Source organism: Microcoleus sp. B3-D7 (assembly GCF_036705305.1).
Classification (GTDB): domain Bacteria; phylum Cyanobacteriota; class Cyanobacteriia; order Cyanobacteriales; family Microcoleaceae; genus Microcoleus.
In genome coordinates this window covers 119,913-132,656 of sequence record NZ_JAUBUE010000009.1, presented here as the reverse complement: position 1 = coordinate 132,656, position 12,744 = coordinate 119,913, and the positions used below count along the sequence as shown (strand labels likewise).

The following is a 12,744-nucleotide window of genomic DNA, read 5'->3' as shown; positions in this document are numbered from 1 at the left end:
TCACACAGGCGATGACGCGGGTGAATAGTATCAGAAATGCGATGGGGTAATTGGGAAGAATTAATGGGTTCAAATTAGTTTAACATCGGAATTATATCTTTTTGCGAGCGTCTCGATCGCACTCGCAAAGAGACACTCGCCCTGCACTGAGAAAATGATAATTCCGAGTGCAGTACCGAAACAATATAATTACACAACAGCAGCCGCTTTCATCGCGAAAATGCGATCGATCGCATCTTCAACAACCTTATCAGGCGTAGAAGCACCCGAAGTCACGCCGACTACAATTTTACCATCCGGTAGCCAACCTTCAGTTACGATCAAATCTGCCCCCAAAGGCTTGTGTTCGATCCGATTTCCGGGTAAGATGCGCTCCGCACAATCAATGTGATAAGAAGGAACAGTTTTGTCGATCGCAATTTCCTGCAAATGCGTAGTATTAGAAGAATTAAAACCCCCAATCACCAGCATCAAATCCAACTTTTCCTCAACCAAACTCAACATAGCATCTTGGCGTTCCTGAGTCGCATCGCAGATAGTATTAAAACTCTGAAAATGGTCGTTCAAATTTTCAGGCCCAAACTTCCGCATCATCGTTTTTTCAAATAACTTGCCAATGTTCTCTGTCTCAGTTTTGAGCATAGTAGTTTGGTTGGCAATACCAACACTTTCCAAATCCACATCAGGGTCAAAACCAGCAGAACAAGCCTTGCTAAATTTAGCAAGAAATTCATCGCGGTCGCCCCCATGCAAGATATAATTGCTGACATATTCAGCTTCCTGGAAATTCAATACAATCAAATACTTATCAGCAAAAGAACTCGTAGCAACAGTTTCCTCATGCTTGTATTGACCGTGAATAATCGAAGTATAATTCCTCTTTTTGTGTTTTTCAACAGTATTCCAAACCTTAGAAACCCAAGGACAAGTAGTATCAACAATCTTGCAGCCCTTATCATTAAGCAACTGCATTTCTTGGACGCTTGCTCCAAAAGCTGGTAAAATTACCACATCGCCCCTATCGACAACCGAAAAATCCTTCTGTCCCTTCTCAACAGAAATAAAACCAACTTCCATATCCCGCAAATGCTGATTTACAGACGGATTGTGAATAATCTCATTAGTAATCCAAATCCGTTCTGAGGGGAAATGTTGGCGAGTCTCGTAAGCAATAGCCACAGCGCGTTCCACCCCCCAGCAAAAGCCAAAAGCCTCAGCCAGCCGGATCGTAACTGCGCCGCGTTCTAGCCTGTAATTATTGTCGCGAATTTGCTGGATCAGACTGCTTTGATAAGCCGTCTGCATTACCCCAGCTACCTCAGCTTCGTGTCCGAAACCCTTGCGGTGGTAGTTTTCAGACTGTTGGAGCGATCGTTTAAAAGCTTTAGTATCCATGCGGTATCGAGTTGAAATCTAGGTTAATTACCTTTGATTTTAGAATGCCTGGGGTGCGATCGCGATTATGGGTTCAGTAGCGGAGAGGGGATATGCTATTTATACGATCGACACCTTTAATTGAGAGCCAAGAAAGAATGAACGTGCCTTCGCGGTTCGTTAAAAAAACTCAAAAAAAAGCGTAGAGACCCAGATAGCTGAGTCTCTACACGATCGAACTTATTCAGAAAATCAGCTTCAAACCTTCTTCGGTGCAAAAGGAGAACTCGATTCAAACGAACTGAAACCGCCGGCAAAATCCTCACCGTAAGCTTCTTCCCCGTGCTCGCCGATATCCAAACCTTGGTCTTCAGCAGATGACGGCACTCGCAGTTCCATAAACTGCCCCAAAATTTTCAGGATCGCAAAAGTGCCCACAGCCGCAAACACGTAAGTAACTACAACGCCTATAAACTGGGTCACGATTAGCCCCGGATTCCCCGCAAACAGCCCGTCATTTCCGGCAGCATTAACAGCTTTAGTCGCAAACACGCCAGTCAGAATCGCGCCTATAGTTCCGCCGACGCCGTGAATCGGGAAGGTATCCAAAGAGTCGTCAAATCCCAGCTTAGCCCGGAAACTAACGGCAAAGAAGCAGCAAACCGAAGTGATCGATCCGATCAAAAGCGCCCCCACTGGAAGCACGAATCCAGCCGCAGGTGTGATTCCCACCAATCCCGCGAGGAAACCGCTAGCAATTCCCACTGCTGTCGGTTTGCCTCTGAGCACCCATTCCACAATTGTCCAAGTTAAACCTCCGGCTGCTGCAGAAATCATCGTGGTGACAAAAGCCACTGTTGCTAAAGAACCAGCTCCCAAAGCGCTACCGCCGTTGAAGCCAAACCAGCCGAACCACAGCATCCCTATTCCCAGCAAGACATAGGGTACGTTGTGAGGGGTGTGGGGCTTGTTCAAGTGGTCTTTGCGGGGCCCGATCATCCAAGCTGCGACAACCGCAGAAACACCGGAACTGATGTGTACCACTGTGCCGCCAGCAAAGTCCAGAGATCCGATCGCCTGCAGCCAGCCTCTACCCCAAACCCAGTGGGCTAAAGGAGAGTAGATGAAGGTAGACCACAGCAGCACGAACCAGAAATAGGTTTTAAATGTTACCCGTTCGACGATCGCCCCGGAAATCAAGGCTGGAGTGATGATGGCGAACATCATCTGATAAACCATGAAGACTTGGTGGGGTATTGTCGGTGCGTAGCCGATCGGATCTGGTGTGTCCGCTGTGACCTTGTTCAAGAACATCCAGTCGAAGCCGCCGATGAAGCTTTCGATCCCTTGACCAAAGCCTTCGGACGCTGGAGTGGAAACGTCAAAGGCCAAACTGTAGCCCCACAGCGTCCAGGTGACGCCGATAACTCCCATCATGACTAAGCTCATCATCATGGTGTTGAGGACGTTGCGCGATCGCACCAGTCCCCCGTAAAAAAATGCCAGTCCCGGTGTCATCAGCAATACCAGTGCTGAGGAGACCAACATCCAGGCCGTATCGCCGGTGTCGATCGGATTCGGCACCACTGCAGCAGCAGTACCAGCAGCATCTTGAGCTAAGGCATTGTCCGTCAGCGGTACGCTTAACAGCCACAGCGCGATGAAGCCGATCGTTAAACTTTTTTTGATCACGTTAGTTGTACCTTCTCATACTCAGCAATTTTCAGGGAAGACCGAGCCGATTTTAGATGCGAGGATTTTAGATGCAATAGTTATTTGGTTTTAAGTCCCTGTTTTAGCGGAACAAATCTTCAATAGATAATTCCCCAATCCTCAACCCGCCGACTTCGTATAGCCGGACTCATCTAAATTCGTCAACCCTCAATCCAATGGTCTATGCCTTTTGGATTGCACCATTTGTACCAACAGTTATTCTGTATCACCCTATACTAAATAGCTAAGTATCATATTTCTTAATCTATCAGTGGATACTTGACATAGCCCGTGACAACAGAGTAGTCGGGGAGGGGGAGTTGAGGAGATGGCAAGACTTTTGAGTTGGGGAGAGGGGGAGGAGGAGAGGAGGAGAGTTAGGGAGAATGTTACTTTATCCTTTATCTTTAAAACGGATGACTCATGACTCATTTTTCAACTGAATCTGATCGAACAGTTGCAGGGCCGATCGCCAAACCAGATAACCTTGATCGTTAAGGTGCAAGCCGTCTGTGCTGAGTTCAGTTGGCAAATTCCCGTCAGCATCCGCAAACAGCGGGTACAAATCCAGATACAAAACATTTTCCGAACTAGCAATTTCTTTCAGCCGTCGATTTATTGCCCTAATCCGACTGTTAGGAATCGCCAACAGCCGATCGCGATTTTCCCAAGTAGCTTGTTCCCCGCTGTGGGGCAAAATCGACTGCACAACCACTTGTGCTTTGGGGTGAGCCCACCGCAAATCGCGAATAATCTGCCGCTGGTTGTCCAAAATCCCTTCGTCGCTGGTTCCCCGCAACAAATCGTTAATCCCAATCATCACAAACACCGTATCCGGCGCAGTTCGATCGAACAACTGCAACCGCTTCAGCAAACCCACCGAAGTCTCCCCGGAAATCCCTTGATTCAGCCAAATTCGATCGACTGGTAACAGTTTGGTCGGAAACCACATACTTAGAGAATCCCCAGCCAAAACACTCAGCCTTGAGGGTCGATTCGCCGCCGCCGCCTCAGCTTCGCGACCCAACTGCGTCACCCACTGCTGGTAAGTCCATTTATGTCGCGGTCCGGCAACAGGCACGTCTAGCACTGCCTTTGTAGAGATCACTGGTTGGCCAATTTGTTCCTCAGCCGCTTCTGCCTTCACCGCATCATTCGCCTGGAAGCTTTCTGTCAAGTTGTGTCCCCGCAGCAGTAGTTGAGCAACTGTGAATATCAGTACCCCGTTCGTCACCAAAGATAGCAAAGCCCAAACCGGAACACCTTTCGATCGGCTAACTTCCATCCCTAAGAGGGATTTATGAGTTCTACTTCTGCTACCTCCTCCAAACTTCTCCATAAACTCAAGCTATTTGCAGGCTTCACACCGAATAATTTGCATTCATTGCTGCATCAAATTTTACCGCTCAATTAAAGCCTCAATTCTTGTAATAATCAAGCACTGTGCTGTGTTGGGCAAGGGCGGCGATGCAGAACTTTGCTTTTTCGCACTACTTTACCATAAAAAATCTGCCTACCAAACTTTCTTGCACCGCAATCGGATTTGTCACAGTGGCAGCACTCTCCAAAAATATATCTAAAAGTGATCGAACTTACTCAGTTCTGATGCTAAAATCCAAAAATGAAAAAATTAACTATAACTGAAGCAGCCAAAATTAAAGGTGTGAGCGCTTCCACCTTACGCAGGTGGGAAGCCGAAGGCAAGCTAATACCGGAACGCACGGCTAACGGTCACAGACGGTATGACCTAGCTCATCTTCTCGGCTTAAAACCCAACGGCGCTTTAACCATAGCTTACGCTCGGGTTAGCAGCCACGACCAAAAAGATGATTTAGACAGACAAAAACAAGTTTTGGAATTGTTTTGTGCATCTCACGGCTGGCAATTCCAAATCATTGATGATGTGGGTTCTGGGGTTAATTACAGTAAGCAGGGTTTACAACATTTAATTCGGGCGATCGCAGACAATCAAGTAGAAAGGCTGGTATTAACTCACAAAGACAGACTGCTGAGATTTGGTTCTGAACTAATTTTTAATTTGTGCGAACACTTTGGGACAGAGGTAGTGATTGTAAATCAAACCGAAAATGCTAGCTGTGACGAGGATTTAGCTAAAGATATACTAGAAATAATCACTGTTGTCTCCGCCCGCCTAGATGGCAGCAGGAATCCCAAAAACAAGCGCGTCGTTGAAGAACTTAAAGCAATTGCCGGTAAACTCTAATCAATACACCAGCTTGCAAAGTTCGTTAGTTACAGATTTTCAATTCCCCATTACCAATTAGCGGCGCACCTCTCATGCAATCGGAAACTACTATATGTAAGGCGTTGCATAATAGCGGCATGATTTTGATTTTTTTTGTGGGATGGGCCCCTGATTCCGAAGGCGTGTATTTTCACAGCAGGCGGGACACCCCACAATAATCATCATCAAATTGTGCAACGCCATATGTCAGCCATTAAAGGTCAACTAAAAATAAAAATATGCCCGCGTTCGCATCGAAGATTGAAACGCGAGCACAACGATAGACAGCGATGAGTTAGCAGCTATTTCAGATTGTGGTTTTTCTGAATAAAGGCGTGAATTAGCTGATAAATAGCTAATGTAGGACACGAAAGCTGAATTGGTCGATCTCTTCGCACGCTCTACCTTTTGGTAGTCTTGCCTCCAGAACCCCCACCATAACCGCCGTAGCTGGTCTCACTTCTGTTGTCCAAGGTCGTTTCCTTAACAAACCCGGTGTAAGCTTCCATCCCGTGTTCGCCGATATCCAAACCTTCAGCCTCCTCTAAAGCAGAAACGCGGATACCCAGCAAAGCTTTGAGTGCGGCCCAAAAAATCGTACTCAGCAGCACGGTCATCCCACCTACAGAGATAATGCCGACCAACTGCGCCCAGAGTTGACCGAAACCTCCGCCCACCAGCAATCCGGCTGCCGGGCCTGCGGTATAAAGTCCAGTTGTAGGGCCGTCAGCAAACAAGCCCACTGCCAGAGTTCCCCAGATGCCGCAGACTAAGTGAACTGAAGTTGCGCCTACAGGGTCATCAATTTTCAAATTGTCGAAGAAAGTTACTGCGAAAACTACCAGGATACCGGCGATCGTGCCGATTATGGCAGAGTTGGGGATGTTGACCCAAGCGCAGCTCGCTGTTACCCCGACTAAGCCTGCGAGGATGCCGTTGATAATCATCGAAAGGTCGGGTTTGCCCAGGTACAGCCAAGCCGTAACGGTTGCAGCAACTCCGCCGAAGGCACCCGCAGTGTTGGTGGTGAGCGCAATATGGGCGATCGCATTTGGATCGACTGCCATTGTCGAACCGGGATTGAACCCGAACCAACCCAACCACAAAATCAAACAGCCCAGGGTGGCAATGCTCATATTGTGTCCCGGCATCGCCACAGTATCGCCGTCGCGGTATTTGCCGATCCGCGGCCCTAAAAATGCCGCTCCCATCAAAGCAGCCCAACCGCCTACCGAGTGAATCACTGTCGAACCGGCAAAATCCCAGAAGCCTGCTTTTGCCAGCCAGCCGCCGCCCCAAATCCAGTGTCCGGTAATCGGGTAAGCAATGCCTACTAGCAGCAAGCTGAAAATTAAGAAGTCAATGAATTTCACTCGCTCTGCAACTGCTCCCGAAACGATCGTGGCAGCAGTTCCCGCAAAAACTAATTGGAAAAAGAATTTAGCGTTGAGGGGTACTCCCGTCCAGTTAAGCGAGTCGAAAATGCCTTGATAAGCCTCTCCTGTGGCGGGACTGTTATCGGCTACATTCCACAGAAAAAATCCGCCGCTGGTGCCGATAAAACCGTTGCCGTCGCTGAACATTAAGGCAAAGCCGATCGCCCAATATGCGATCGTAGAAAGCGCAAAAACAATCAAGTTTTTGGACAACACGTTAACCGCATTTTTCTGACGGCAAAAACCGGTTTCCAACATACAGAAACCCGCGTTCATAAAGAACACTAGCATTGCCGCCACCATGACCCACATGGTATCCATGCCCACCTTAAGGCTGGCTAATTGTTCCTCGGTGGTTGGCGCGGGAGCTGTTTGGGCTACCGCCGCATATCCCCATACCAAGACGATGATTGCAGCTAAAGGTATGCAGGCTTGCCAACTGGGAGTGAGGCGGGCGATCGCCCTTTGTAATTTCTTGAACCTGTTAACTTTGGTCAAAAAATTAGCTGCTGGCAACTTTAAAGCATCCCACCTGACTTGTTTCGACTTTTTCTTTCCGACAGTCATTTTAATCACTTTTACCCTCTTTACGGCTAGTAAGCTCAGCAATATTCGGAAAACTTTCCAATCTTACTACAAAAGTTTATGGATTATTTGTTGAGATTGAGATAGTTATGATAGCCTAGCTCTTCTAATTGATTTTGTTTTTTCAGTACAGATTCGGACAAATTTTTGCGGTAATGCAAGACTCGCTCTAGCAATTCCGGCTGATGAGCTGCCAGTATCTGAACTGCCAGCAAGCCAGCATTCTTAGCGTTGCCGATCCCCACTGTTGCTACGGGTATCCCCGCTGGCATTTGCACGATCGAGTACAGCGAATCTAGGCCTTGCAGGTGGTGGCTCGGTACAGGCACGCCAATTACTGGCAAGGGCGTTAAAGATGCTACCATACCCGGGAGATGGGCCGCACCCCCGGCTCCTGCGATAATGACTTTCAAGCCTTGTTGGTGCGCGGTTTGGGCGTATTCCACCATGCGATCGGGGGTGCGGTGCGCCGAGACGATCGCCACGGAGCAAGCAACACTGAATTCTTCGCAAACTGCGATCGCATCTTTCATGGTTGGCAAATCCGAATCGCTACCCATGATAATTCCAACTGTCGCTTGATTCATAAAATTTTCAGATTTTAGATTTCAGATAAGTGCTAATTTTATAATGATTGCGTTAACTCAAATTTAGATATTTTGTACCAAAACTGACCCTTAAAAGCAATTTTGCCACAAGCCCCCGTCTGAGCAGCCCTGGAGCCAGCAAAAAGCAAAAAGCTCCCCCTCCTCATCGCCAGCCACCGGATTTATCCGTAGCGAATATTAAATCTAAAATCTAAAATCTAAAATCTAAAATCGGATGACTGAAGCCACAACCCCAACTGCCTCCCCCACAGATATTCTCAATGTTCGCCTCCCCGGTTGCAAGGATTTGCAGATGCTTGCTATTGACGAAACGGGCATCATTCAGGAAGTTTGGCCGATGGACGCCGTATTTAAACGGATTTGTCCTCCCCATTTGCACGTGCTTGATGTAGGAGGCGATTGGCTTTCTCTAGGCGGTGTTGACTTGCAGATTAACGGCGCCCTCGGTTTTGCTTTTCCCGATTTAGAAAGCAAGCATATTGAAATTTTGCCGAAAATTTGTCAATTTTTGTGGAATCAGGGAGTCGATGCTTTTTTGCCGACTTTGGTGACAACTTCGCTGGATAAGTTTAGGCGATCGCTCTCGACTATAGCCGATTATATCCGAACTGTACAAACCGCTGCTCCGGCAACAATTAAGCCCAAAACAGCGGAAATTATCGGTGTTCACCTCGAAGGCCCTTTTCTCAACCCCCAAAAGCGAGGAGCTCACCCAGTTGAGTTTTTATTACCGCTCACTATAGAAAATGTCAAGCAAGTTTTAGGAGATTGTGCCGATATTGTCAAAATAATTACTTTAGCGCCGGAGTTAGACAGCTCTGGCGAAGTCATTTCCTATTTGCAAAGTCTGGGAATTTCCGTCAGTCTCGGACACTCCCAAGCGACGGCAGAGCAAGCACAGCAAGCATTTGAGCGGGGAGCTTCAATGGTAACTCACGCTTTTAACGCGATGCCGAGTTTGCACCACAGAGAACCGGGTTTATTGGGAGCGGCGATTGTTTATCCGGGCGTAAAATGCGGTTTAATTGCTGACGGGAAACACGTTGCTCCGACAATGATTGATTTTTTGCTACGCGCTGGTAGGTATGAAAAAGGCGTTTTTTTAGTGAGCGATGCTTTGGCTCCTTTGGGTTTGCCTGACGGTGTTTATCCTTGGGATTCCCGACAAATAGAAGTCAGAAAAGGTACGGCTTGGGTAAGATTAGATTACCACTCGCCCCTGGAATATGCTACTTTGGCGGGTACAACTCTGCCGCTGTTGGCGGGAGTGCAGAATTTAGTGGAGTGGGGGATTTGCGATGCCGAAAGTGCGATCGCCCTGGCAACTGAATCTCCGAGAAGGGCGATCGGAATTTCGGGAATTATTGGCAAATCGGCAACTCAATTGTTGCGCTGGAATTTAAATGCCGCGACAAAGGAATTGACTTGGCATCGACTCTTTTAGCCTGTTATACCATTTTAGATTAAAGAATTGAAAAAGTGGGAAGCGGCGAACTGGTATTACCCGATAGATTTTAGATTTTAGATGTGCCGTTTTCATCGAAAATCTAAAATCGCCAATATAAAATCTGTTGTTGCAAGTTGCACATTTTCCGAACCGGATTGCTATATAATATCTAACCGTTGGCAATAACTCAGCAGCAGGCAGATCGATGAATTTGGTAGACGACAAGACTATTGTTAGACAGTATTTTAACTCGACGGGATTCGATCGCTGGCAGCGAATTTACGGTGAGGGCAAAGTCAATAAAGTTCAGCTAGACATCCGCACCGGCCACCAGAAAACAGTGGATACAGTCATCGAATGGCTGCAAGCTGACGGCAATTTGCCCGGGCTTTGTGTCTGCGATGCCGGTTGCGGTGTAGGCTCTCTGAGCATTCCTCTGGCTGACGCTGGGGCAATTGTTTGCGCTAGCGATATCTCGGAAAAGATGGTAGCAGAAGCTTACGATCGATCGACAGCAGTTCCCGGCAAGCTCTACAACATCTCCTTCGCCGCCCAAGATTTGGAAGCTTTAACCGGCAAATTCCACACAGTGATTTGTTTGGATGTCCTCATCCACTATCCTCAAAATAAGGCGGCAGAAATGATCGCTCACCTGAGTTCGATCGCCGAATCGCGACTAATTCTTAGTTTTGCACCCAAAACTTTAGCACTCACCGCCCTCAAAAAAATTGGTGAACTTTTCCCCGGCCCGAGCAAAACTACTCGGGCTTACCAGCACCGCGAAGCTGATATTATCAAAATCTTAGAAAGCAATGGTTTTGTTATTAACAGAACAGCGATGACTAGCACTAGCTTTTACTATTCTCGCTTGCTGGAAGCTGTGCGAAAATAGGTTAAAAATATCTGCAAAAAAGCTAATTTATCATCAGCCTAGGGTGCGCCCCGCGCACCTTCCCTTCCCAGAGTGAGGCCAGTGAACATCTCTACTATGCGATTGCTTCGCGGAGGCTCGCAATGACAAGTAAGGCACGCACCGCGCACATTTGATATCAACAATTAGATGTTTTTACCTCCTCCTTCTTCCTTCTTCCCAATTCAATAAATATTATGTCAACGCTAATTTTAATTCGCATTTTTATAGCAGCGGCAGCCGTATTCGGAGGTTTATCCGTTGCAGGCGGTGCTTTCGCCTCCCACGCTTTGAAAAATCAATTGAGCGATCGAGCTTTAACCATTTTTGAGACTGGCGCCCGATATCAAATGTACCATGCCCTGGCTTTATTACTCGTCGCTTTACTCTTGAGCCGCACCCAAGAGTCTCAAACCTTTTTTGCAGTGGCTGGATGGGCTTTTATTGCGGGTACAATCATCTTTTCAGGCAGTTTGTACGCCCTGAGTTTGAGCGACATCAAATGGTTGGGTGCAATTACGCCACTGGGGGGAGTTGCTTTTATTGTTGGTTGGGGATGTTTGGCAGTCGCAGCTTTTAGTTTTAAATAGGCAATTGGAAAATTTGAGGCAATTCCCAATTCCCAATTCCCAATTCCCAATTATCTAATTTTCAAAAACATCGCTGGAAAACATCTCAGTCAGAGTACGCAAGTAAGGTACAAATACCGTTAAATCTTCAGCAGGAAGCCGCTCGCATATTTCCCAAAATAAAATCAGCAGCATATCCTGCACTAACTCCCAACTTACATGAAGTTTCGGGTACAACATCACGCAAATTGGAAACAATTCTTGCTGTACCGGGTGAATGCTACCTTCCAAAACGCACCAGCACAAATAGCTTTGAAAAATCTCGACATCCCGGATACCAGAAATTTTTATCTCGCGATCGCTCAAATACCCGCTGCTGCTGCGGTATCCTTGATGCTGGGCACTAGCTCGATCGTACACTGCATTAGCAATCTGAGTCGTGTGCTGCAACAAATGCTGAACGGCTAATACAGCTCTTGAATTCGGGGGCTGATTCGCCGCAGCCTCATTAATCTCTCCGTAGGGAATGTGCAGGTAGTCGTCTACAACTTTTAAGTAGGGCGCAAATTCCGCTCGCTCTGAGTCCGAAAGACATCCTAACAAGATTTTGCTAGTGTATTGAAACTCCATTGTCACAAATCCCAGCACTAACGGATCTGTATCTGAGTATTTTCGCCTCACTTTGATAATATCTTTTCCCACCAGCACTGACAACCGGAAAACAGGTTCTCTATCCGCATAAGCGTCTATTGCTTTCTGATATAAGGTGCGAGTGTCGGCGGAAATTTCTAAAGGATTAATTAAGCTCTTATCGATCGCGTGCCGCTCTATTTGTTTTCCTAAAAGAGCTTCTACTCTACTCCAAGCTATCTCGCTGGCTAATTTCAGGGTATCTGTCAATTTGTCAACTATTGGGGCTCTATTTGCCTCAAAATTAATTAAATCGAGGCTTGGGAGAATTTGGCGTGGCGCTTGCTTCTCTCGTGCCGCCACTGTACTGTAATATTTTTTTGCCCAGCTAACTGCGAAGGAAGAAACGCTGACACCTCTAGCTTTTGGGAGTTGGTCAGTGTCCGGTCCGGTAATACCTTGGGACGCCTGGCTTGCGCCCTGTTGAAGTTGGTCTGGTGCTGGTAAAGATTTTGAAGATATTTGTGAAATACCCGTCATGATAAACCTCGTTTTTTTATTAAGTCGCACCCGATCTATTCCCCTAATTTTTAAAGTTGTTAACTACAATTTTCTGCATTTGTACGCTAACAGTCATCAGCCATTACGCTTAAAGCTATAAGCCATTTGGCTCGACTGCTTGCATCTTTTATAAGCTGCACGTTAATAACATTATTTATTGTGAGATCGATCACCATTACTCTGTGATCGCGACCCTAATCTCTTTTTTTGACGTATAAAGAAGGCTGGAAATAAATTTAATTTGTCTTAAAAGCTGAGAATTAAAGTTAAGCCTGCTTAAAAAAAACTGCAGCTTGAAATACCTTATCTTTGTTTTGGAGGGCTTTGGGTGAGCGCCCTAATCTCTTTAAGAAGCTAGGCTACAGCACGATCTAGGGGTGACTTTGGTTAATTTATTTCTATAGCTGAATTAGAAATGTATTTTTAGTCTGGGAATTGTTAGGAAACCATAACAAATTTAACGATCGGCTTTTCTAAATAAAAAATTAAATTTGAGATGAAAATCTGATTTATGTGCATTTAGTTAATAGCATTGCCAGGGGCGTTTTTTTGCGATCGGTTTTCTAGCTTCCCGGTGAAGCGAAGCTATCCCGTAGGGAATCGCCCGCAATTAATAGTCGTCCATTTGATCGGCCAACTAACCTTCAAAATCGGAATTAGCGACTG

10 protein-coding genes are annotated in these 12,744 nt (G+C 46.6%); 4 read left to right on the top strand and 6 right to left on the bottom strand.

The window, feature by feature from the left end; translation table 11 throughout:
• Positions 1 to 189: 189 nt before the first annotated feature.
• From QUB25_RS09585 to QUB25_RS09575, 3 genes are all read right to left on the bottom strand, one after another.
• Positions 190 to 1,395 carry a 4-hydroxy-3-methylbut-2-enyl diphosphate reductase gene (locus tag QUB25_RS09585; protein ID WP_333182992.1) on the bottom strand — a complete coding sequence of 402 codons (1,206 nt, stop codon included), beginning with the start codon at positions 1,393 to 1,395 and terminating at the stop codon, positions 190 to 192.
• A 237-nt stretch (positions 1,396 to 1,632) separates the two neighbouring features.
• The gene (locus QUB25_RS09580) at positions 1,633 to 3,066 is read right to left on the bottom strand and encodes an ammonium transporter (protein WP_333182991.1); all 1,434 of its coding nucleotides are present in this window, start codon (positions 3,064 to 3,066) and stop codon (positions 1,633 to 1,635) included.
• 442 nt (positions 3,067 to 3,508) lie between these two features.
• On the bottom strand, positions 3,509 to 4,426 hold the full coding sequence (locus QUB25_RS09575; RefSeq protein WP_333182989.1) for an SGNH/GDSL hydrolase family protein: 918 nt from the start codon (positions 4,424 to 4,426) through the stop codon (positions 3,509 to 3,511).
• A gap of 282 nt (positions 4,427 to 4,708) precedes the next feature.
• On the opposite strand from QUB25_RS09575, the gene QUB25_RS09570 reads away from it, so the two are divergent.
• Positions 4,709 to 5,311, top strand: a complete 603-nt coding sequence (locus QUB25_RS09570; RefSeq protein ID WP_333182988.1) for an IS607 family transposase — start codon at positions 4,709 to 4,711, stop codon at positions 5,309 to 5,311.
• 422 nt (positions 5,312 to 5,733) lie between these two features.
• Here QUB25_RS09570 and QUB25_RS09565 read toward each other — a convergent pair whose 3' ends face one another.
• Both QUB25_RS09565 and purE read right to left on the bottom strand, forming a co-directional pair.
• A complete protein-coding gene (locus QUB25_RS09565) occupies positions 5,734 to 7,335 on the bottom strand; it encodes an ammonium transporter (protein WP_333182986.1) in 1,602 nt (533 codons plus the stop codon).
• Positions 7,336 to 7,418: 83 nt separating this feature from the next.
• Positions 7,419 to 7,940, bottom strand: a complete 522-nt coding sequence (gene purE, locus QUB25_RS09560) for a 5-(carboxyamino)imidazole ribonucleotide mutase (RefSeq protein WP_333182984.1) — start codon at positions 7,938 to 7,940, stop codon at positions 7,419 to 7,421.
• Between the two features lie 235 nt (positions 7,941 to 8,175).
• Between purE and nagA the strand changes: the two genes are divergently transcribed.
• From nagA to QUB25_RS09545, 3 genes are all read left to right on the top strand, one after another.
• Entirely contained in the window at positions 8,176 to 9,405 is a 1,230-nt protein-coding gene (gene nagA / locus QUB25_RS09555; RefSeq protein WP_333182982.1) for an N-acetylglucosamine-6-phosphate deacetylase, read from the top strand.
• 208 nt (positions 9,406 to 9,613) lie between these two features.
• Entirely contained in the window at positions 9,614 to 10,300 is a 687-nt protein-coding gene (gene bchM / locus QUB25_RS09550; protein ID WP_333060764.1) for a magnesium protoporphyrin IX methyltransferase, read from the top strand.
• 215 nt (positions 10,301 to 10,515) lie between these two features.
• Entirely contained in the window at positions 10,516 to 10,908 is a 393-nt protein-coding gene (locus tag QUB25_RS09545; RefSeq protein WP_333182980.1) for a DUF423 domain-containing protein, read from the top strand.
• Positions 10,909 to 10,962: 54 nt separating this feature from the next.
• Here the strand turns inward: QUB25_RS09545 and QUB25_RS09540 are convergent, their stop codons facing one another.
• Positions 10,963 to 12,057: a hypothetical protein gene (locus QUB25_RS09540; RefSeq protein ID WP_333182978.1), complete on the bottom strand. Its 1,095-nt coding sequence runs from the start codon at positions 12,055 to 12,057 to the stop codon at positions 10,963 to 10,965.
• Between the last annotated feature and the right edge of the window lie 687 nt (positions 12,058 to 12,744).